Origin of the sequence: Mesorhizobium terrae, from assembly GCF_008727715.1 — a bacterium.
GTDB classification, from domain to species: Bacteria; Pseudomonadota; Alphaproteobacteria; order Rhizobiales; family Rhizobiaceae; genus Mesorhizobium; species Mesorhizobium terrae.
Genome location: NZ_CP044218.1, coordinates 2060981 through 2083116 on the forward strand (window position 1 = coordinate 2060981; position 22136 = coordinate 2083116).

The following is a 22136-nucleotide window of genomic DNA, read 5'->3' on the forward strand; positions in this document are numbered from 1 at the left end:
TTGGCTTGCGTTCACAGCCAAGGAGACAGCCATGAACTCGCCCGTCCAAATCAGCCGTCGTGTCTTCCTCGCCTCGACGGGGGCAGCGGGTCTGGTCGGCTTCTCCGGTTTGGCGATGCCCTATTATTCGCGGGCGAATACGCGGCCCGTCGTCACGCATGGCGTCCAGTCCGGCGATGTCGATTCCGCCTCGGGCATGGTCTGGACCCGCGCCGACCGGCCCTCACGCGTGATGTTCGAAGTGGCGACGACGGAGAGCTTCGCCAACGCGGAAAGGCTGGCGCCGCTCACCGCACTGCCCGACAGCGATTATGCGGTGAAGCGCCTGCTCACCGATCTCGCCTCCGATCAGGACATCTTCTACCGCATGACGATTGCCGATCTGAACGACGTCAACGCCGTCTCCGAGCCGGTGGTCGGCCGCTTCCGCACCGCGCCGATGTCGCGCCGCTCGGTGCGCTTCGCCTGGTCCGGCGATACCGCCGGCCAGGGCTGGGGCATCGATGAGGTCGGCATGAAGACCTATGCCACGATTGCCAAGCACATGCCCGACTTCTTCCTGCATTCGGGCGACACCATCTATGCCGACGGCGTTATGAAGGACGAGGTCGGCCTCAAGGACGGTACCAAGTGGAAGAACGTCGTTCTCGTTGACGAAAAGCGCAAGGTGGCCGAAACACTGGAAGAATACCGCGCGCAGTGGAAGTACAACCTGCTCGACAAGAACCTGTTGGCGATGAACGCCGCGCTGCCCACCTTTTTCCAATGGGATGACCATGAGGTGGTCAACAACTGGTCGAGCTCCAAGAACCTGACCGCCGATGACCGCTACAAGGAAAAGTCCGTCTCCGTGCTTTCCGCCCGCGCCGGGCGCGCCTTCCACGAGATGACGCCGATCCGCTTCACCCCAGCCGAGCCCGGCCGCGTCTACCGCAAGATCGCCTATGGCCCGCTGCTCGACGTGTTTTTCCTCGACATGCGCTCCTATCGTGGCGCCAACGGTCCCAATATGGAGACGGAACTCACCCCGCTGGCGCGCATGCTGGGCGAGCAGCAGACAAGGTGGCTGAAGCGCGAGCTGGCCAATTCGAAGGCGACCTGGAAAGTGATCGCCGCCGACATGCCGATCGGTCTGGTGGTGTGGGACGACGCGGCCAACAAGAAGGGCTCGGAGGCGGTCGCCAATGGCGACAACGGTTCGGCCAAGGGCCGCGAGCTGGAATTTGCCGACCTTTTGCGCTTCATCAAGAATGCTGGCATCACCAACACGGTCTGGTTGACGGCCGACGTGCACTACACGGCCGCCCATCTCTACAACCCCGACAAGGCGCAATTCCAGGATTTCAATCCGTTCTGGGAATTCGTCTCGGGGCCGATCCATTCCGGCACATTCGGTCCCAACGATCTCGACATGACCTTCGGCCCCGAAGTGAAGTTCGTGAAGGCGCCAAGTGTCGAGCAGGGCCAGAACCTGCCGCCCTCGGCCGGCCTGCAATTCTTCGGACTGGTCGATATCGACGGCGGCACGGAGCAGCTCACCGTCAGGCTGATGGATCGCGACGACAACGAGCTCTACAAGACGACGCTCGATCCAGTGCGCGCGGTGTAGTCGCGGGGTTTAATGTTCGAAACAGGCGGCGGGCACGTTCGGCCAGGCTGCCTTGTCGCAACCCACATCGGCCTGGCGCTGCTTGAAAGCCGCGCTGACCGGCCCGGTGACGACCGGGTCGACGCCATCCGGCGCATCGGGGAACATCCGCTCAGCCTGGGTGACAACCGCCGCGATCGGCTTGTCGGCCGGCGTGGCGGCCGACCAAGCGACGCCCAGCGCCAGAAGCGCTACCGTCGTTGCCGATGCGAAGATCATGCCGAAGCGGTTGAGTGCACGTATCATGGACGCCCGAATGCTCGACTGCGGAAAAGGTTCCGCCTTTGGTTAATGAAATTCTACGCCCGCGCCACTTAACAAAAGGTGACCAACGAATTGCCCGCACGCCGCCCCTTTCGCAAATGCGAAAAAACCTGTATGAGCCGCGCAACCGAAAAAGGCGGCGTCTCGATTTGATTATCCGGGCATGCTGCCTGTGCAACCTCCGAGACCCAGCATGAACATCCGCAATATCGCGATCATCGCGCACGTCGACCATGGCAAGACCACGCTGGTCGACCAGCTTCTCAAGCAATCCGGCTCGTTCCGCGAGAACCAGCGCGTCGCCGAACGCGCGATGGATTCGAACGATCTCGAAAAGGAACGCGGCATCACCATCCTGGCCAAGGCGACTTCGGTCGACTGGAAGGACACCCGCATCAACATCGTCGACACTCCCGGCCACGCCGACTTCGGCGGTGAGGTCGAGCGCATCCTGTCGATGGTGGATTCGGCCATCGTTCTGGTCGACGCCGCCGAAGGCCCGATGCCGCAGACCAAGTTCGTCGTCGGCAAGGCGCTCAAGGTCGGGTTGAAGCCGATCGTCGTCATCAACAAGATCGACCGCCCGGATGGCCGCCACCAGGAAGTCATCAACGAGGTGTTCGACCTGTTCGCGGCGCTCGACGCCACCGACGAACAGCTCGATTTCCCGATCCTCTACGGTTCGGGCCGCGATGGCTGGGTCTCCGAGAACCCGGAAGGCCCGAAGGACCAGGGCCTGGCGCCGCTGTTCGACCTCGTGCTCAAGCATGTGCCGGCGCCGACGGTTCACCCCGGCCCGTTCCGCATGATCGGCACCATCCTCGAGGCCAACCCGTTCCTCGGCCGCATCATCACCGGCCGCATCCACTCCGGCACGCTGAAGCCGAATCAGGCAGTCAAGGTGCTGCACCATGACGGCTCGCTTCTGGAAAACGGCCGCGTCTCCAAGATCCTGGCCTTCCGGGGCCTCGAGCGCCAGCCGATCGAAGAAGCGCAGGCAGGCGACATCGTCGCCATCGCCGGCCTGTCGAAGGGCACCGTCGCCGACACTTTCTGCGACCCGGCCGTGACCGAGCCGCTGCACGCCCAGCCGATCGATCCGCCGACCGTCACCATGTCCTTCATCGTCAACGATTCGCCGCTGGCCGGCACCGAGGGCGACAAGGTCACCAGCCGCGTCATCCGCGACCGCCTGATGAAGGAAGCGGAAGGCAACGTCGCGCTCAAGATCGAGGAATCGGCCGACAAGGATTCGTTCTACGTGTCGGGCCGCGGCGAATTGCAGCTTGCCGTGCTGATCGAGACGATGCGCCGCGAAGGTTTCGAGCTTGCCGTGTCGCGTCCGCGCGTCGTTATGCAGAAGGACGAGAACGGCGAGTTGCTGGAGCCGGTCGAAGAGGTCGTCATCGACGTCGATGAGGAGCATGCCGGCGTCGTTGTGCAGAAGATGTCGGAGCGTAAGGCCGAAATGGTCGAACTGCGTCCTTCGGGCGGCAACCGCCAGCGCCTGGTGTTCCATGCGCCGACGCGCGGCCTGATCGGCTACCAGTCCGAACTTCTGACCGACACGCGCGGCACTGCGGTGATGAACCGTCTGTTCCACTCCTACCAGCCCTACAAGGGCGAACTGCCCGGCCGCACCAACGGCGTTCTGATCTCCAACGAGCAGGGCGAAGCCGTGGCCTATGCGATGTGGAACCTGGAAGACCGCGGCCCGATGGTCATCGACGCCGGCGTCAAGGTCTATCAGGGCATGATCATCGGCATCCACTCCAGAGACAACGACCTCGAGGTCAATGTGCTGAAGGGCAAGAAGCTGACCAACATCCGCGCCGCCGGCAAGGATGAAGCGGTCAAGCTGACGCCGCCGATCCGCATGACGCTGGAGCGCGCGCTGGCCTGGATCCAGGACGACGAGCTGGTCGAGGTGACGCCGAAGACCATTCGCCTGCGCAAGCTCTATCTCGACCCGAACGAGCGCAAGCGCTTCGAGAAGTCGAAGGTCAGCGCGGCCTGATGCTTTCAGAAAGGGCGGGGATTTCCCCGCCCTTTTCATTTTCACCGCCGGATCGACGTCATCATTCCGGTAGCGCATTGCGCAGGATCGCCTCCGCCGCGCTGTCTCCATCCAACTCGATCTCGACAAGCAACCCGTCGCGCACCGCCCGGTTGAGCTTGCCGGTCGTCCTGATCCTTGCCCGGTCGGCCAAGGCGGCCATGCGGCTGCGCGACAGGCCGAGTTCCGTCGCCAACAGGCGATCCAGCCGCAGGGAGACGGGATCGGGGGCGGCCAGCACAATCTCCAGCCGCGTCGGCGCATGCCCCGATCCGTCAAGGCGCTCCTTGCGGACGGCGACGTTCGCGAACTCCTCGACCCGCGACGTGTTGCGGCGCAGGGCGATGACATCGAATGCACAACGCCGCGCCAGCTTGGGATCGTTGCTTTCCAGTGCCGAAAGCAGATCGACGTCGATGTCGTGCGCGTTGCGGCGCTCGAACAACGTGTGGTTCCAGGTGTCGTCGCAGGCCGAGCATTTGTAGACGAGCCAGGCGTCGAGGCGCCTGCCATTGGCATTCAGCCGGAATTTGCCGCTGCAACGGAACGGCCGCTGGGCACCACAGCGTGCGCAGGCGCGCCAGGGCTCGGGGAAACGATCTGCAATAAGGGTCCATCGAACGCGGAGCGTGAACGACATGCCGGTTGGTCCTTCCCGTTGGGAAGTCCGTCCGAGCGACGATGAGCGAGGTGCCTCGAGCGGAGGCGCGGAATGGCGTTCGTGTGGAGATCAGGCGACGTGCCTGCGGCTCTGGCGCCGGGGCGCTGGCCAAACCGGTCTCGAACCGCCACAGGAACGAACGCAATCAAAAACGGCAACGCTCGCGCGCTGCCATGCGAGTTCAGGGAGAGCTGACGAGACCGGTGATTACGATGGCAAAGTCGGTAGCCTGAGGCTGATGAAGATGCGCGTTCCTAGCGGGTGGCATGGGCGAGATCAAGCGCACGTTTGACGCCGCCAGCTGTCGTGTAGCCAAATCTATTCGTTGCCACGCCTGCTTTCGCAATCTGGCTCATTGTCAAAGAACGCCCCCTTTTTTGGGGGGAAGTCGGGAAACCATGCCGGAACGCCGACACGCCGTCGCGGTGCGGGATTCTGGCGGCCGGACCCGCCAGGCCGGTTTTCAATCGACAGCGGAACGTCGTTTGCTTGCGTCCGGTGTCGATCCGCCTATTCTCCAGACGACAATGGTCGGTTTGGAGCCCGTCATGACCTTTACCTCGCTTCTCATCTTCGCCGGTGCTTTGCTGGTTGCGGCCGGTTCGCCGGGGCCGTCGATCGCGGCATTGGTGGCAAGGGTGATCTCGAAGGGCTTTCGCGATGTGTTCCCGTTCCTGGCCGCCATGTGGATCGGCGAGGCGATCTGGCTTTCCTTCGCCGTCTTCGGCCTGGCCATGGTGGCGCAGACCTTCCACCTCGCCTTCGTTGCGGTGAAATGGCTTGGTGTCGCCTATCTCGCCTATCTTGCCTGGAAGATGTGGACGGCGCCGGTCGACACCACCGGCGGTTCGCTGCCGAAGGATGATTCGCCGGCGAAACTCTTCATGGCCGGCATGGCGGTGACGCTCGGCAACCCCAAGATCATGATGTTCTACCTGGCGCTCCTGCCGACTATCATCGATCTCGCCTCGGTGAGCGTCGTCGGCTGGATGGAGCTGACCGCAACCATGGCGGTGGTGCTGATCGCCATCGATCTCGCCTGGGTGCTGGCGGCCGCGCAGGCACGTAGGCTCCTGAAAAGCCAGCGCGCCATGAAGATCGCCAACCGTATCTCGGCCGGCACCATGGCCGGGGCGGCGGCGGCGATCGCGGCGCGCAGCTGAATTTCTTTCTACCTTCTCCCCGTTCACGGGGAGAAGGTGGCCCGAAGGGTCGGATGAGGGGCTGCGCCTGCCTTTCGAAAGTTAGCTCCGCCCCTCATCTGCCCGCCGGCATCTTTTCCTGTTCACGGGGTGAAGAGCGCTACCGCGCCATCGCGTGATATTCGTCGTTCGGGCGCATATCGATGGCAGCGGCGACGCGGTTCGACATGTTGAAGAAGGCGGCGGTCGAGGCGATGTCCCAGATGTCGCGGTTCGAGAAGCCGGCCTTGCGCAATGTTTCGCGGTCGGCCTCGACGATCTTTGCCGGCTGCTCGGTCAGCTTGACCGCGAATTCCAGCATGGCGCGCTGCTTGTCCGACAGATCGGCGGCGCGGAAATTCATCACCATCATCTCGCCGAAGGCCGGATCGCCCGACAATTGCCGCACCGCCGCGCCATGCGCGGTCAGGCAATAATAGCAGTGGTTGATCGATGAGACGACGACCGCGATCATCTCGCGTTCGAGCTTGGTGAGGCCGGAATCGCCCAGCATCAGATCGTTATAGGTGTCGGTGAAGGCGCGCAGCTTCTTCTCGTCGAAGGCGTAGGCCTTCAGCACATTGGGCACGAGGCCGAGTTTTTCCTCGCATTTGGCGAAATAGGCCTGCGTGGCTTCGCTGAGTTCGGCTTGCGGCAAATCCAGCGCGGTGATCTTTTCGGCCATGGCATTCTCTCCCGGATGCGAGCTGCAAATTTATTGTGCAGACGGCATTTTTCTTAGGCAGCCGTCAAACCTTTGTCGCCAAAAGGCGTTCATCTGCTACGATAGTAGCAATGCAGCCTATGGCGGAGGAAAATCGCATCATGGCCAGCCTGAAGTCCGCGTCCAAGCCGAAAAAATCGACAATGGCGAAGGGAGGTGCGACGAAGGAAGGTCAAAAGCCGGGACGGCTCGCGGATTTTCTCCTGGCAAGAGCGCCCTCCGAAGACGTTGCCGCCTATGAGGCGGCCGACCTCGCCCGAGCCGCCGAACTCGCAGAAAAAGCGGTTGCCCGCCACAAGAAGGGCGAGAGCATCGTTGCCGTCGATGCGGCTTCCGGCGTGTCGCGGCAGGGCCGGCCGGTGACGGTCATCACCGTCGTCAACGACAACATGCCGTTCCTGTTCGATTCGATCCTTGGCGAGATCACCGAGACGGCCGGCGAGCCGACGCTGGTCACCCATCCGGTCATCGCGGTCAGGCATTCCAAGACCGGCGTCGCCGAGATCGTCGGCGACGGCAGCCTGGTCAAGGAAGACGCCGGGCTCGACAAGGTCAGCGTCGTGCATGTCCATATTGGTCGGCTCGGCGAAGAGACCGCCGCGGCACTTGGCGCGCGGTTGACGAAGATGCTGGCGCAAGTGCGCGCCGCCGTTACCGACTGGAAACCGATGCTGGCCAGGCTCGACCAGGCGATCTCGGAATTCCGCTATGCGCCGGTGCCGCTCGACAAGAAACACGTGGCCGAAGGCATCGCCTTCCTCGAATGGCTGCGCGACGACAATTTCACCTTCCTCGGTATGCGCGAGTTCACCTATTCCGGCGGCGAGAAGAGCGGCACGCTGGAGCGCGCCGACAAGCCGGGGCTGGGCATCCTTGCCGATCCCGACGTGCTGGTGCTGCGGCGCGGCACCGAAGCGGTGACGACGACGCCGGAAATCCGTGCCTTCCTGCACGGGCCGGAGCCGCTGATCGTCACCAAGGCCAACGCCAAGTCGGTGGTGCACCGGCGCATCTATCTCGACTATGTCGGGGTCAAGACCTACGACAAGAACGGCAAGCTGGCGGGCGAACTGCGCATCGTGGGCCTGTTCACTTCCACCGCCTATACGCGCTCGGTGATGAAGATCCCCTATCTGCGCTCCAAGGCGGAAACGGTGATCGCCAAATCCGGCCTCAATCCGGACGACCATTCCGGCAAGGCCCTGATCAATGTGCTGGAGAGTTATCCGCGCGACGAGCTGTTCCAGGTGCCGGTGCCGATCCTGCGCAAGCATGCCGAGGCGATCCTCGGCCTGATCGAGCGGCCGCGCGTGCGTGCGCTGGTGCGCGCCGATCAATTCGACCGCTTCGTCTCCATCCTCGTTTTCGTGCCACGCGATCGTTACGACAGCGTTGTACGCGAGAAGGTGGGCGCCTATCTGAAGACGGTTTTCGACGGTCGTTTGTCGGCTTACTATCCGGCTTTCCCTGAAGGCGGGCTGGCGCGTGTCCATTTCATCATCGGCCGGTCCGGCGGCAAGACGCCGAAGGTCGAGCAGGAGACGGTCGAGGCGGCGATCCGCGACATCGTGCGGACCTGGGAAGATGCGCTGGCCGAAGCCGCCGAGGCCGGCGGCAACGATCCGGCATTGAAGGCGATCGCCGCGCGCTTCCCGGAAAGCTATCGCGATTCGTTCTCGCCCGCCGTGGCGCTGGTGGACGCGGCGCGCATCGCCAGGATCAACGCCGAAAACCCGATCGCCATCGACTATTACCGCGACGCCGGCCAGGCGCCGGAACAGGCTTCGCTGAAGATCTATCATCACGGCAGCCCGGTGGCGCTGTCCAGGCGCGTGCCGGTTCTGGAGAACATCGGCTTCCGCGTCATCAGCGAACGCACCTTCGAGGTGGGCGAGAATGGCGACCGCGTCTTCATCCACGACATGGAACTGGAAAATGCCTATGGCCGGCCGATCGATCTTGCCGATGGCGGCGGCCTGTTCGAGGACGCGTTCCTGGCGGTGTGGCGCGGCGACATCGACAATGACGGCTATAACGGGCTCGCCCAGACCGCCGGCCTGTGGTCGCACGAGGTTCTGGTGCTGCGCGCCTATGGCCGCTACCTGCAGCAGGCGGGCATTCCGCAGAGCCAGGATTTCATCGCGGCCGCGCTCAACCGCTATCCCGACATCGCGCGCGGCCTGCATGCGCTGTTCGTCGCCCGGCTGGGGCCGGCCGCTACCGGCGAGGGCGTAACGACGGCGAAACACCTCAAGGCCAAGATCAAGGATGCGCTGGAAGACGTTCCCAACATCGACGACGACACCATCATCCGCCGCTATCTCAACCTGATCGAATCCTCGCTGCGGACCAACCACTTCGTCCCGGCTAAGAAGGAGCGCGGCCAGTCGCTGGCGATCAAGCTCGAGTCGCGCGCCGTCGAAGGTCTGCCGGAGCCGCGGCCATGGCGCGAAATCTTCGTCTACGGTTCCGAGGTGGAAGGCGTGCACCTGCGCTTCGGCCCGGTGGCGCGCGGCGGCCTGCGCTGGTCGGACCGGGCGCAGGACTATCGCACCGAGGTGCTCGGCCTGGTCAAGGCGCAGCAGGTGAAGAACGCCGTCATCGTGCCGGTGGGCGCCAAGGGCGGCTTCTTCCCGAAGCGCCTGCCGCCGGCCAGCCAGCGCGACCTGTGGTTCGAGGCGGGCCGGCAGGCCTATATCAACTTCGTCTCCAGCCTGCTGTCGATCACCGACAATATCGGCGTCGACAGTGTCATCCCGCCGGTCGACGTGATCCGGCACGACAAGGACGATCCTTATTTCGTCGTCGCCGCCGACAAGGGCACGGCGACCTTCTCCGACACCGCCAACGCGATTTCGGAAAAGCATGGCTTCTGGCTGGACGATGCCTTCGCTTCCGGCGGCTCGGCCGGTTATGACCACAAGAAGATGGGCATCACCGCCAAGGGCGCCTGGGAAGCGGTGAAGCGGCATTTCCGCGAGATCAACCGCGACATCCAGACCTCGCCTTTCACCGTGGTGGGCGTCGGCGACATGTCGGGCGACGTGTTCGGCAACGGCATGCTTTTGTCGGAGCAGACCAAGCTGATCGCCGCCTTCGATCATCGCGACATCTTCATCGATCCGGAACCGGACATGGCCGCCTCCTTCGCTGAGCGCAAGCGCATGTTCGACCTGCCGCGCTCGAGTTGGCAGGATTATGACAAGTCGAAGCTGTCGGCGGGCGGCATCGTCGTCTCGCGCAACCAGAAATCGATCACGCTGCCGGCGGACGCCGCCGCCGCGATCGGGCTCGCCAAGACGACCGCGACGCCGGCCGAGATCATGACCGCCATCCTCAAGGCGCCGGTCGATCTTCTGTGGTTCGGCGGCATCGGCACCTATGTGAAGGCGTCGAGCGAGACCAACCAGGACGCGGGCGACCGCGCCAACGATCCGATCCGCGTCAACGCGATCGACGTGCGCGCCAAGGTGATCGGCGAGGGCGCCAATCTCGGCGTCACCCAGCGCGCCCGCATCGAGTTTGGTCTCGCCGGCGGCCGCAACAATTCCGACGCCATCGACAATTCCGGCGGCGTCAATTGCTCGGACGTCGAGGTCAACATCAAGATCGCGCTGGCCTCGGCCATGCGCAAGGGTTCGCTGGCGCGGCCGGCGCGCAACAAGCTCTTGGCCGAGATGACCGACGAGGTCAGCGGGCTGGTGCTGGCCAACAATTACGAGCAGACGCTGGCGCTTTCGCTGGCCCGCAAGCGCGGCCTGGCTGACATCGCCCATCAAGGCCGCTTCATGGCGGCGCTCGAGGCGCGCGGCCTGCTCGACCGCGCGGTCGAGACGCTGCCTTCGCCGGCCGCGCTGGCCGACCGCGAGGCGCGCGGCGAACCGCTGACCAGGGCCGAGCTCGGCGTGCTGCTCGCCTATGCCAAGATCGTGCTGTTCTCCGATATCGTTGCTTCCGACGTGCCGGACGATCAGCAGTTCGACGCCGATCTGATGGGATATTTCCCGGACCGCATGGCCAGGAAGTTCGCGGCCGAAATCCATGGCCACAGGCTGCGCCGCGAAATCATCGCCCGCGTCGTCGCAAACGATCTGGTCAATCGCGGCGGGCCTTCCTTCACCAACCGGCTGATGGAGGCAACCGGCCGCAGCGCCGCCGACGTGGTGCGCACCTTCGCGGTGATCCGCGCCGGCTTCGGATTGTCGGCGCTCTATCGCGAGATCGACGCGCTGGACAACAAGATCGACGGCCAGGTGCAGATCGATCTCTACCAGGTCGTAAGCCGGCTTATTTACGTGACCGCCGGCTGGTATCTGAAGAACGATACCGGGTCGGCGCCGCTTGGTCAGCGCATCGCCGAACTGCAGGAAGCGCGCAAGGCACTGGAGCCGAAGCTTGCCTCGCTGCTGTCGGATTTCTCGCGCGAGCGGCTGGAGGAGAAGCGGCACGGGCTGTTCAAGGTTGGCACGCCGGACCGTCTGGCGGATCGGTTGGCGCTGGCCGATGTCGCCGAACTGATCCCCGACATCGCGCTCACCGCGCGGCTGGCCAATGCCGACATCGTCGCGGCCGCCAAGGCGTTCTTCGCCGTCAGCGAGGCGTTCCGCATTCCGCGCATTGAGGAAGCGGCGCGTTCGGTGACACCGCCGGACTATTACGACCAGCTGGCGCTTTCGCGGGCCACCGACACGATCGGCGCGGCCAGGCGCGGCATCGCGGTGACGGCGCTGACCCAGCATGGCACGGCGGCCGATCCCGTCGCGACCTGGCTGGAAGCCGGCGGCGAACGCATCAGCCGCGTGCGCGAGCGGCTGCAGGCGCTGACCGAGGGCGGCGAGATCACGGTGTCCAGGCTGTCGGTGGCGTCCGGGCTGATGAGCGACCTGATCGGGGCGTAGGTAGCAACGTCGATTCTGTGGCGGCGGTGAGCTGAATGTCACCGCCGCACGCAATCTTCATTCCGGGCTAGCGGTTGCGCCTACGCCGCCAGCCGGGTGCGGGCGAGCCCTTCGCGGATGTGGCGAGCAAGCTCTGCCGTTGCCGGGGCGGCGTCGCGCTCGGGCATGCGCAAATTGATGGCGAAGGAAGGCAGCGGCGGCAGGCCGGCCTCGACCGGCAGGATGTCGAGATGCTGCGGCACGGTGAAGGCGAGCCAGGTGGTCACCGCCAGATCGGTGGTTACGGTGGCCGTGGTGGCATCGATGCTGCCGTTCTCGAACACGGTGCGCCATTCCCGGCCCTGGTCGCGCAGCGCGGCCAGCACGGCCGGCCGGAAGGCGCAGGTTTCCGCGACCATCGATACCGGCAGCGGCGTCTTCAGATACGCCTGGCCGCCCTTGGCGCCGACCCAGACCAGCCGCTCGACAACAAGGCATTCGCCCGTGGAAGCGCCGACCGGCTCCTCGACGAGGGCAAGGTCGATCTCGCCATTGGCGAGCGCGCGAGCGAGATCGGGCGAAGAGGCGCAGACCAGCGATATCTCGACCTGCGGAAAGGCCTGCGCATAGGATTTCAGGATGGGCGCGATGAAGGCGCCGGCGAGGTCGAACGGCACGCCGAGCCGCACCGGGCCCTCGACGCGGCGCGTCGTCATATCCGCCCATATCTCGTCGTTGAGGCTGAGCAGGCGCCGTGCCTTGCCCAACAGGCGCTCTCCCGCCGGGGTGAGGCGCAGCCCGCGCCGGTCGCGGAAAAACAGCGGCTTGCCGAAGGCCTGTTCCAGACGGGCGACCTGCTGGCTGACCGCGCTCTGCGTCAGATGCAGGGCATTGCCGGCGGCGGTCATCGAGGCGCGGTCGGCAACGGCGAGGAAGGTTCTGAGCAGGGCGATGTCGAGGTTACGGGTCATCGCAGCATTATGATTGCTAATGCCAATTATAATCAACATGCGATTTTCTAATGGCAGGCGGCACGGTAGCAATGGTGCCGTTTCAACGGACAAACCGCATGTCGCCCGAGACCATTCTGCCGCTCGCCGTCTTCGCCCTGATTTCGACCGGGTCGCCGGGCGGCGCTACGACGCTGGCGACGGCGTCCGGCGCCCATTTCGGTTTCCGCCGTTCGATGCCGCTGATGGTGGGCATCGCCGCCGGGCTGGCCAGCATGGCGGCGGCCGCCGCTGCCGGACTTGCCGGTGTTCTGGAAGCAATGCCGTCGCTGCAACTGGCCATGAAGGCGATCGGCTCGGCCTATCTTTTGTGGCTTGCTGGCAAAGTGGCGACTTCGGGTGCGCCGCGCCTCGACAAAGACCTAGCAAAACCGACCAGCCTTCTGGGTGGCGCCTGGCTGTTGTGGTGCAATCCGAAAGCCTGGGCGATGACGCTGGGCGCCGCCGCCTCCTTTGCGGCGCTGGCGAGCAGCCCAGCCGCGCTCGGCGTGCTGCTGGCACTGGCCTTTGGTCTGGCGGCGGCGCTTTCACTGTCGGTGTGGTGCGCGGCCGGTTTGCTGATGGCCCGGGTGCTGAGGACCGAGCGCCAATGGCGTGTCGTCAACATGGCGCTGGGCGTTCTGCTTGCGCTGTCGATCCTGCCGATGTGGCTTTGAGTCCGGACCATGCGCAACCGGGGAGAGGTTATGGACATCGGCTTTATCGGTCTCGGCGTCATGGGCCAGCCGATGGCGCTCAATCTGGCGCGCGCGGGAAAGCCGCTGACGGTCTGGAACCGCTCGGCCGAGCGTTGCGAGCCGCTGCGCGCGGCGGGCGCAAAAGTGGCGGCCGATGCCGCCGAGGTTTTCGCGGTTACACGCATCGTTATCCTGATGCTGGCGACGGAAGCGGCCATGGATGCCGTGCTGGGGCGCGGCTCAGCGGATTTCACAACGCATGTCGGCGGCCGCACCATCGTGCATATGGGCACGACCTCGGCCGACTATTCGCGCCGGCTCGGCGCCGACATCGAGGCCGCCGGCGGTACCTATGTCGAAGCGCCGGTTTCCGGCTCGCGCAAGCCGGCGGAGGCCGGGCAACTGGTGGCGATGCTGGCCGGCGCGCCGGAGGTGGTCGAGACTGTCCGGCCGCTGCTCCAGCCGATGTGTCGCGACATGGTGCCATGCGGGGTGGTGCCCAATGCGCTCTTGATGAAGCTCGCGGTTAATATATTCCTGATCACCATGGTGACGGGCCTTGCCGAGTCCGTGCATTTCGCCGAGCGGCACGGGCTGGATCTCGAACGGCTGGTCGCCGTGCTTAATGCCGGGCCGATGGCGAGCGACGTCTCCCGCATCAAGGCGGCCAAGCTCCTTAGCGGAGATTTCTCCGTGCAGGCGGCGATCACCGACGTGTTCAAGAACAACCGGCTGATCACTGAAGCGGCGCGCACGGCCAAGGTGGCTTCGCCGCTGCTCGATGTTTGCCACGCGCTCTATGGCGAAACGGAAGCGATGGGACTGGGCCAGGAAGACATGGCCGCCGTTATCCGCGCGCTTGAACAGCGCACGGCGGCGGCGCGGGCTACCTGACCGGAACCCAGATTTCGAAGCCGCCGGCGCCGGTGACGGGGTCGAAACCTTCGCCATAACGTTCGATCAGGTCGGGCATGTCTCCCGGTATCAGTCCGGCCGCCGGCAGGGCCTGCGTAAAGACCGCGTGAATGGTGGCGGCGATGGTGGTGACGTGCCCGGCATGCCGAAAGGCGGCCCAACGCTGCGCCGGCAGCCTGATGCCGGTGAAGGTGCCATCGAGATCGGCGAGGGTCCGCATTTCGACACCGGCCAGATAAAAATAGCCGTCGCCGGCGCCGACACCGGTGACCAGCCCGTAAGTGGCCTTGCCCTTCTGGCCCGGGATCGCGCCGAGATGCGGCGTGAATTCCTGCCACAGCGCCGGTATGCCGGCGAAATCATCACTCGCGAAACGGCGACCGAGGCCGGCTATCAGCAACGGGCCGGGCGTCTCGATGCGCGGCGGCGGCAGGCTGACGCTGACCTTGGGGTCCTCGCGCAAGGGCTCGACCAGGGCGATGCCATTGAGATCGCCGCGCGTGCGGATTTCGGCCGGCGTCAGGCCGAATTGATCGCGAAAGGCGCGTGAGAAGGCTTCATGCGAACCGTAACCGGCCTGCAGCGCGACGGCGAGGATGTCAGGAGCGCCGGCGGCCAGCGCGCGGGCGGCTTCGCTCAGCCGCCGTCCGCGCAGATAGGCGCTGACGCTTTTCCCGGTGGCGTGAGAGAACAGGCGCGACATCTGGAACCGCGAAAGGCCGCAGACCCTGGCCACGGCATCGAGCGTGACATCTTCGGCGAAGTGGCTTTCGATGAACCAGATCGCCTTTTCGACCGGTGTCCGCATCCGCGACGGTCCGCCTTTCAGACCTCGAAAACCTGCTCCTGTCGCTGGCGCAAGGCGTTGAAGACGGATCGCGGCAGCGCGAGCCCGGCATCATCGGCGAAACGGCGGCGCATCGCATCAAAATTCGCGTCCGGATTGGCGGTCAGCCGGGCGACCTCGTCGAAGAAGACGAGTTGATCGTTCGAAAGCCGGGCATCGATGGCCGGCTGCGCGCCCCATACGTCCCATGGCAGGATTTCGCAGCCGTTCAGGGTGGCGAGATCGCGCGTCATGTTGCCGGCGATGAACCAGAGGCCGCGCATCTGCGAGAACTCGATGCCGAACAGCTCCGGGTCCAGCGCGCCGGCGCGGCATAACCGCCAGGCGTCGGGCGCCGTCAGGAAGCGGTCGCGCGGCACGTCATGGATGCCATGGCCGATGGCGAGGTTGCGTATGAAGATGGCGTCGAACTGGGCGTCCAGCAGTGCCCAGCGGCCTTCATCCGCCTTCCAGTATTCGCAGACCCAATGGTCTTCATATTTCCCGGGGTTGAAATAAGCGCCGAAACCGCCCCTGCCGCGTGCTGGGATGCCGTGGTGGCGGAAGATGGCGACGGCGAGCAGCATGAAATGCCGACAGATGCCGACCAGCCGCCGCTCGGGCGGACGGGCGACCGACAGGGGCTGGCCATCAAGCGCCAACAGCCGGTCGACAATGGCCTCGACCGGGCGGATATGGCTCTCGGCGCGGCGCTCGGTGGTGATCGGGCAGCCGTAGAACGGCTCGGTGACGTGTTCGTAGATCAGCAGGCCCTGGACGATGCGCGCTATGTCGGCGGGGTCGGACGGCAAGGCGTCGAACAGTGCGGCGTGGCGGCCGGGCGTGCTGAAGGCGGATTGCCGCGCATAATAGTCGAGGACGGCTTCGGGGCATTTGTGGGCAAGGCGGGCGTGAGCGGGGTGCGTGCGTGCGGCATTGAGGGTGTCCATGGCGGTCTCCCGAGTTCGAAACGGCTATCGCTCTGTTCTGCCGCAGGACTCGCCGCCGCGCTTGATCGCGTTTGCAGCAGCCGGCACGCGACGACCTCGCGCAGGGTCATGGCCGCGAACCGGCATCGGGCCTTTGCAGTGCCGGCAAAAACGTGCAGACATGGGCACACCGCGAACGGGACCGAGCGGCTGGAGGACAGATGAGCGACGTGACCATGCAGCGCGCCTCCGGGCGCGGCATCTGGGGCTGGATGTTCTTCGACTGGGCGGCGCAGCCCTTCTTCACCGTGGTCACCACCTTCATCTTCGGCCCCTATTTCGTCTCGCGCCTGTCGGCCGACCCCGCCATGGGCCAGGCGGTGTGGGGCTACGGCCTCGCCGCGGCCGGCTTGGTGATCGCCATCCTGTCGCCGATCCTCGGCTCGATCGCCGACCAGACGGGCCCGCGCAAACCGTGGATCGCCTTCTTCGCGACGATCAAGATCATCAGCCTGTCGATGCTGTGGTTCGCCGCGCCGGGCTCGAACCTGTTCCTGATCGTGCTGTTCTTCTCGCTCGCCTCGGTGGCGGCGGAGTTCTCGACGGTGTTCAACGATTCCATGATGCCGCGCCTGGTGCCGAAGAGCGAGATCGGCAAGATCTCCAACGTCGCCTGGGGGCTCGGCTATCTCGGCGGCATGGTGGCGCTGATCTTCGTGGTGACGATGCTGGCCGGGTCGCCGGAAACCGGCAAGACCATCGCCGGTCTCGACCCGCTGTTCGGCCTCGATCCGAAGCTCGGCGAGGACGCGCGCGCCACCGGGCCGCTTTCGGCGCTGTGGTATCTTATCTTCATCCTGCCGATGTTCTTCTTCACGCCGGACGCGGTGAAGGGCGTGCCGGTGGGGCCGGCGGTGCGGCGCGGGCTGACGGAACTGAAGTCGACGCTCGCCGAGGTGCGCAAGCGCGCCGGCATCTTCCGTTTCCTCGTCGCCCGCATGATCTACCAGGACGGCGTCAACGCGCTGCTTTCGCTCGGCGGTGCCTTCGCGGCCGCGATGTTCGGCTGGTCGATCACCGAGATCGGCATCTTCGGCATCATCCTGAACGTCGTCGCCATCCTCGGCTGCTGGGTGGCGGCACGTCTCGACACCGCGCTCGGCTCGAAAGTGGTGGTGATGATCGCGCTGGTGCTTTTGTGCATCGCCACCATCGGCATCATCTCGACGGGGCCGGGCTACACGCTGTTCGGCTGGCTGCAGTTCACGGCGGCCGAGGCCGACCCGCACAAGCTGTTCGGCACGCCGGCCGAGAAGGCCTATATCGCCTACGGCCTGCTGATCGGCCTGGCCTTCGGCCCAGTGCAGGCGTCGTCACGCTCCTATATGGCGCGCAGCGTCACGGCCGAAGAATCCGGCCGTTATTTCGGCATCTATGCGCTGGCCGGCCGGGCAACCAGCTTCCTGGCGCCATTCCTGATCGCAACCGTAACGGCGACGACCGGCTCGCCGCGCCTCGGCATGGCGATGATCATCCTGTTCCTGGTCGGCGGCATGGCGATCCTGGCCGGCACGCCCTACCCGGCGGACAAGACGGAACACGAGTAGCCGTCTTCTTCCTCCCCCGTTTGCAGGACGAGGATATCGGCGCAGGCCGACAGGCGAGAGGCAACTCGCGAGATTGAGTGCCGCCCCTCATCCGGCCCTTCGGGCCACCTTCTCCCCGTCAACGGGGAGAAGGAAAGGCACTAATGCCTGAAGTGCCTGATCCCGGTGAAGACCATGGCGATGCCGTGCTCGTCGGCTGCCTTGATGACATCCTCGTCGCGCATCGAGCCGCCCGGCTGGATGACGGCCGTCGCGCCAGCCTCGACGGCGGCGAGCAGGCCGTCGGCGAAGGGGAAGAAAGCGTCGGAGGCAACGACCGAACCCCTGGTCAGCGGCTCGGCATGACCCGCGGCTTCAGCGGCATCGAGCGCCTTGCGGGCGGCGATGCGCGAGGAATCGACGCGGCTCATCTGGCCGGCGCCGACGCCGACGGTGGCGCGGTCCTTGGCATAGACGATGGCATTCGACTTCACATGCTTGGCGATGCGGAAGGCGAATTTCAGGTCGGCCATTTCGGCTTCGGTCGGCGCGCGCCTTGTCACCACCTTGAGGTCGAGGTCGTCGACCACGGCATTGTCGCGGCCCTGCACCAGCAGGCCGCCGGCGACGGACTTCACCATGATGCCCGCCTGGCGCGGGTCTGGCAGGCCGCCGGTGACCAGCAGACGCAGGTTCTTCTTGGCGGCGACGATGGCGGCGGCCGCCTCGGAGGCTTCTGGAGCGATGATGACCTCGGTGAAGGTCTTGACGATCTCTTCCGCCGCCTCGGCGTCGAGCAGGCGGTTCAGTGCCACGATGCCGCCGAAGGCCGAGACCGGATCGCAGGCCAGTGCCTTGAGATAGGCTTCCCTCAGCGACGCGCCTTCGGCAACGCCGCACGGATTGGCGTGCTTGATGATGGCAACCGCCGCCGTGCGCGCCGGGTCGAACTCGCCGACCAGTTCATAGGCCGCGTCGGTGTCGTTGATGTTGTTGTAGGAGAGCTGCTTGCCCTGTAGCTGGCGCGCGGTGGCGACACCGGGGCGTTTGTCGCCGTTGACGTAGAAACCGGCCGACTGGTGCGGGTTCTCGCCATAACGCATGACCGAGTGCAGCCGGCCGCCGAAGGCGCGCCAGCTCGGCTGCTCGATCTTCAGCTCCTCGGCGAACCAACCGGAAATCGCCGCATCATAGGCGGCGGTGCGGGCGAAGGCCTTGGCCGCCAGCCGCTTGCGGAAATCGAGCGGCAGCGCGCCGCCATTGGCGGCGAGCGTTTCCAGCACGGCGGCATAGTCTTCCGGTTCGGTGACGATGGCGACATAAGCGTGGTTCTTGGCCGAGGCGCGTACCATGGCCGGGCCGCCGATATCGATGTTCTCGACCACCGCCGTATAAGCGGCGCCGGAAGCGCGCACTTCCTCGAACGGGTAGAGATTAACCACGACGAGGTCGATAGGTTCGATGCCGTGCTCGCGCATGGCGGCCGCATGTTCGGGATCGTCGCGCACGCCGAGCAAGGCGCCGTGCACCGAGGGGTGCAGGGTCTTGACGCGGCCGTCCATGATCTCGGGAAAGCCGGTGAGTTCGGAGACATCGCGCACGGCAATGCCGGCTGCGGCGATCGACTTGGCGGTGCCGCCGGTGGAGATCAGTTCGACACCCGCCTTGGCAAGGGCCGCCGCGAAATCAATGAGGCCGGTCTTGTCGGAAACGGAGAGCAGCGCGCGGCGGACGGGGACGAGGTCCGGCGCGGGAATGTTCTTGGCGGCGACGGCCATGGCGGGCGGCCTTTCTGCGGGCTGATGAGGATCGTCCGGGCCGTAGCACAAGGGGGGCCAAAATCAAACGCAGTCGGCGCCGCAAAATGTTCGTGGCGGAAAACTCAGGCCGGCTGCGCGCCGATCCTGTCGCGCCAGAAGGCGAGGCGCTCCTTCAGCGCAGCACCTTCCGGTCGGGCGTCGTCCTCGAAGCGTTCGACGATTTCGATGGCGATAACGTCCTGGCCGAACTGGTTGTAGGTAGCCTGAAGGTCTGCCGAGCGGTGACTGCCCAGCCGCAGCGTGAACCACAGCCGGTTCGGCATGGCGTCGAGGTCCGGCGCATGGCCGACCCAGCGCCTGCCCGCCTTCGCGCAGGTCAATGCATAGATGCCCGCCGGGGCCGCGCGTTTCTTGTAGGCCGCGATGGCGGCTTTCCTGTCGATGCTCGTCATGATCCGAACCTTTCCCGGCCGGCATGTAGGAGCCATAAACGGTTTTGTCAATTATACCCGGGTAATAATTGACAGGGCGTCCGCGACAGGGCAAGAAGGCGACTGCAAAGGAGCCTCTTCATGTCCCTGTCCTTGACCGGAGCCAGCACCGCCTTCCAGGGCGACCGCATCGTCGCCAGTGGACCGCTTGTCGAGGTGGCCCTGGCGATCAGGGCGTTTGGCAATGCGCCAGCGGATGTGCCGGTGCTCGTGTTCGACGATTCGACCGGGTCCGTCGTCGATCTCGATCTGCGCGGTTCGGATGCCGAAATTATGTCCCGGTTGGCCGAACGGTTTCCGCCAACCCCACCGACCGGAACCGAGCCGCCATCCACGACGCAAGCGAGCGAGGCCGGCACGCGTGGCCGGGGTCGGCCGAAACTCGGCGTGGTGGCGCGCGAGGTGACGCTGCTGCCGCGGCAATGGGAATGGTTGGCAGCGCAGCCGGGCGGCGCCTCGCAGGTGCTGCGCCGGCTGGTCGACGCCGCGCGCCGCGCCGATGGCGGCGAGAGCGTCCGACGCTCCCGCCAGGAGGTTGCCTACCGGTTCCTCTCAGCAATGGCCGGAAACCTGCCGGGTTTCGAGGAAGCCATGCGGGCGTTGTTTGCCGGAGACGGCGAAGGTTTCGAGGCGAAAACAGCGGGCTGGCCGGTCGATATCAGGACCCATGCGCTGAAACTCGCCGGCTTCGCGCGGGGTCTGTGAAAGGCTGCCGGCGGAGCCGTCAGCTTCGGGCGGCGAAACCGGCCGGGCCGGTGCGGACGAACTGCCAATGCGCTTCGGCCAAGGCCGACGCGTTGAAATGCAGGACGATCTGGCGGCTGCGGCGCGGACCGGCGATACCGGCGAAGAAGATCGATTCCTCGACCTCGGGCTGGATTTCCGGTGAGGTGAACACCCAGATGTCGCCGCCCTCGGCGGCCAGCACCAGCCGGTCGTGTTCATCGCGGAACAGGCTAGTGTCGGGGTGGATGTGGAAGCGGATGGCGACGTCGTCGCGGCCGTCATTGCGGATCGCCCCGCCGCTGGAGCGCAGGAAGCGGTCACGGCCGGTCAGCACATTGCCATTCGCCGACAGGATCAGCTCGCGCTCGTGTACAATGCCGAAACGCTGCGCGTAGCCATCGTGGCGGGCGACGAAGCCTTGCCGGCCACCGTCGTCGAGGCGCTGGCTGGAAACGTTGCGTGGACCGCCGAGCAAAGGCGAACCCGGCAGGCCGCCGACACGCAGCGACAGGGCAAAGCGCGCCGACGATGTGTCGTTGAGGGTTGCCGTGGAATGGGCGGCGGTGGCGCGCGCCAGCGGCCGGAATTCGGCGGCGCCATAGGTGTCGACGCCGGCATTGACGATGTAGTGCTGGCGGCCGGACGACAGTTCGAAGGACAGGCAGCCGGCATGGGCGGAATTGGAAACGTCGAGCGGTGGCGGGGCGCCGGTGTCGGCGATGACGGTGACGTCGCCCATGGCCAGCCGCTCATAGCCGGAATAGGGTGCATGCAGCAGCGGCTGGCCGGCGGTGTCGTCATGGCGCAGGATGGCGGCGATGCGGTCCTGGATGGTGGCGCCCATGCCGTTGAAACGGGCGAGGCTGCCGTCATGGTGGCGGAAGAAACGCAGCGCCGGCAGCATGCGGTCGATGGCGCCGATCAAGGCCGCGGGCGGTGTCTCGGCCTGGTTGGCATAAGTCTGGCGCAGCGGCAGAAGGTCGGCAAGCAGCTCCAGCACGGCCAACGGATTGCGCGAGATATGGCCGCCGTCGGGCAGGATCTGCCGGTCGAGTTCCTCGCCGAGATTGCGTGTCGCCGCGCGCAGCGCCGAGGCCGGCGCCGGCAGCGACAGCGCCGCGAAGGCGAGCGCGACGCGGGCGCGCAGCCTGTCCTTGCCGTCCGGCATCTCGCGTGTCACCGAACGCAGGTAGCGGATCTGGACGGCGAGCGATTTCAAGAAAGCGCGGTAGAAGGGGAACTCGGCGCCCTGCAGCACTACGGAAGAATGCTGCTGCCAGGCGATGATGCGCTTGGCCGTGGTGCCCGGCTCCCAGGCGATGCCGGCAATGCGGTTGCCATGCGCGGCGATCCAGTCGGAAGCAAGCGCGCGGGCATTGGCGGCGGCAAGCTCCGTGCCGGCGGCGCGCATATGGCGCAGCCAGCGGAAGCCGTGCAGCGATCGCTGCCAGCCATTGTGGGCGACGTCGAGCTGGAACGGCGACTGGCCGCCGGTCTCGACCAGATGGCCGGAGAGCGGGAAACGTCCATAATAGATCTCGAGCGCGATCTGCGGGTCGGCCAGCCTCAAGTCAGGCGGCGCGATCAGCACGCGTTCGGGCGTACGTCCCGAATAACGCCAGCGATAGACAGGCCCGGCGCGCAGGCGTCGGCGCGCCTTGCGCCAAACCTCCTTCGCGACGAGCGTCCACAGACGCGTCGTGTCGTCGGCAGCGAGTGCCAAAAAACCTCCTCGATTTGTCCCGTCCGCCCGGCTGAATTATAGGATTCAGCAATATCCTTGAAAGCGAATTCCACCGGAAGCC

At 65.6% G+C, this 22136-nt stretch carries 17 protein-coding genes; 8 read left to right on the plus strand and 9 right to left on the minus strand.

All coding sequences use genetic code 11. The features are described from left to right. The first annotated feature begins 31 nt into the window (after positions 1–31). Positions 32–1609 carry an alkaline phosphatase D family protein gene (locus tag FZF13_RS11250; RefSeq protein ID WP_024923063.1) on the plus strand — a complete coding sequence of 526 codons (1578 nt, stop codon included), beginning with the start codon at positions 32–34 and terminating at the stop codon, positions 1607–1609. Positions 1610–1618: 9 nt separating this feature from the next. Here FZF13_RS11250 and FZF13_RS11255 read toward each other — a convergent pair whose 3' ends face one another. Next, the gene (locus FZF13_RS11255; RefSeq protein WP_024923062.1) at positions 1619–1894 is read right to left on the minus strand and encodes a hypothetical protein; all 276 of its coding nucleotides are present in this window, start codon (positions 1892–1894) and stop codon (positions 1619–1621) included. A gap of 211 nt (positions 1895–2105) precedes the next feature. Between FZF13_RS11255 and typA the strand changes: the two genes are divergently transcribed. Then, positions 2106–3929 (plus strand): translational GTPase TypA, encoded by a 1824-nt coding sequence (typA, locus tag FZF13_RS11260; RefSeq protein ID WP_024923061.1) that lies wholly within the window; start codon positions 2106–2108, stop codon positions 3927–3929. Positions 3930–3990: 61 nt separating this feature from the next. Here typA and FZF13_RS11265 read toward each other — a convergent pair whose 3' ends face one another. Further along, a complete protein-coding gene (locus FZF13_RS11265; RefSeq protein ID WP_024923060.1) occupies positions 3991–4608 on the minus strand; it encodes a DUF1062 domain-containing protein in 618 nt (205 codons plus the stop codon). Positions 4609–5177: 569 nt separating this feature from the next. Between FZF13_RS11265 and FZF13_RS11270 the strand changes: the two genes are divergently transcribed. Continuing rightward, the gene (locus tag FZF13_RS11270) at positions 5178–5792 is read left to right on the plus strand and encodes a LysE family translocator (protein WP_024923059.1); all 615 of its coding nucleotides are present in this window, start codon (positions 5178–5180) and stop codon (positions 5790–5792) included. Between the two features lie 139 nt (positions 5793–5931). On the opposite strand, the gene FZF13_RS11275 is transcribed toward FZF13_RS11270, so the two are convergent. Then, complete coding sequence (locus FZF13_RS11275) at positions 5932–6495, minus strand: peroxidase-related enzyme (protein ID WP_024923058.1); 564 nt, start codon at positions 6493–6495, stop codon at positions 5932–5934. Between the two features lie 140 nt (positions 6496–6635). Between FZF13_RS11275 and FZF13_RS11280 the strand changes: the two genes are divergently transcribed. Beyond that, the gene (locus FZF13_RS11280) at positions 6636–11432 is read left to right on the plus strand and encodes an NAD-glutamate dehydrogenase (RefSeq protein ID WP_024923057.1); all 4797 of its coding nucleotides are present in this window, start codon (positions 6636–6638) and stop codon (positions 11430–11432) included. An 80-nt stretch (positions 11433–11512) separates the two neighbouring features. Here the strand turns inward: FZF13_RS11280 and FZF13_RS11285 are convergent, their stop codons facing one another. Then, positions 11513–12382 (minus strand): LysR family transcriptional regulator, encoded by an 870-nt coding sequence (locus FZF13_RS11285; protein ID WP_024923056.1) that lies wholly within the window; start codon positions 12380–12382, stop codon positions 11513–11515. A 98-nt stretch (positions 12383–12480) separates the two neighbouring features. On the opposite strand from FZF13_RS11285, the gene FZF13_RS11290 reads away from it, so the two are divergent. After that, complete coding sequence (locus FZF13_RS11290; protein ID WP_024923055.1) at positions 12481–13077, plus strand: LysE family translocator; 597 nt, start codon at positions 12481–12483, stop codon at positions 13075–13077. A 30-nt stretch (positions 13078–13107) separates the two neighbouring features. Then, positions 13108–13992, plus strand: a complete 885-nt coding sequence (locus tag FZF13_RS11295; RefSeq protein WP_024923054.1) for an NAD(P)-dependent oxidoreductase — start codon at positions 13108–13110, stop codon at positions 13990–13992. Here FZF13_RS11295 and FZF13_RS11300 read toward each other — a convergent pair. Both FZF13_RS11300 and FZF13_RS11305 read right to left on the minus strand, forming a co-directional pair. Next, the gene (locus tag FZF13_RS11300; protein ID WP_024923053.1) at positions 13985–14821 is read right to left on the minus strand and encodes an AraC family transcriptional regulator; all 837 of its coding nucleotides are present in this window, start codon (positions 14819–14821) and stop codon (positions 13985–13987) included. The genes FZF13_RS11295 and FZF13_RS11300 overlap by 8 nt on opposite strands. A 17-nt stretch (positions 14822–14838) precedes the next feature. Beyond that, positions 14839–15789: a transglutaminase-like domain-containing protein gene (locus FZF13_RS11305; RefSeq protein ID WP_024923052.1), complete on the minus strand. Its 951-nt coding sequence runs from the start codon at positions 15787–15789 to the stop codon at positions 14839–14841. A gap of 200 nt (positions 15790–15989) precedes the next feature. Here FZF13_RS11305 and FZF13_RS11310 point away from each other — a divergent pair, with 200 nt between their 5' ends. Continuing rightward, positions 15990–17375, plus strand: coding sequence for an MFS transporter (locus tag FZF13_RS11310; RefSeq protein ID WP_024923051.1), 1386 nt, complete (start codon positions 15990–15992; stop codon positions 17373–17375). A gap of 140 nt (positions 17376–17515) precedes the next feature. Here the strand turns inward: FZF13_RS11310 and purH are convergent, their stop codons facing one another. Further along, positions 17516–19132: a bifunctional phosphoribosylaminoimidazolecarboxamide formyltransferase/IMP cyclohydrolase gene (purH, locus tag FZF13_RS11315; protein WP_024923050.1), complete on the minus strand. Its 1617-nt coding sequence runs from the start codon at positions 19130–19132 to the stop codon at positions 17516–17518. A gap of 104 nt (positions 19133–19236) precedes the next feature. Further along, entirely contained in the window at positions 19237–19566 is a 330-nt protein-coding gene (locus tag FZF13_RS11320) for a GIY-YIG nuclease family protein (RefSeq protein WP_024923049.1), read from the minus strand. A gap of 120 nt (positions 19567–19686) precedes the next feature. Here FZF13_RS11320 and FZF13_RS11325 point away from each other — a divergent pair, with 120 nt between their 5' ends. Beyond that, positions 19687–20310 carry a DUF2239 family protein gene (locus FZF13_RS11325; protein ID WP_024923048.1) on the plus strand — a complete coding sequence of 208 codons (624 nt, stop codon included), beginning with the start codon at positions 19687–19689 and terminating at the stop codon, positions 20308–20310. 19 nt (positions 20311–20329) lie between these two features. Here the strand turns inward: FZF13_RS11325 and FZF13_RS11330 are convergent, their stop codons facing one another. Then, positions 20330–22054, minus strand: a complete 1725-nt coding sequence (locus FZF13_RS11330) for a heparinase II/III family protein (protein WP_024923047.1) — start codon at positions 22052–22054, stop codon at positions 20330–20332. Positions 22055–22136: the final 82 nt, after the last annotated feature.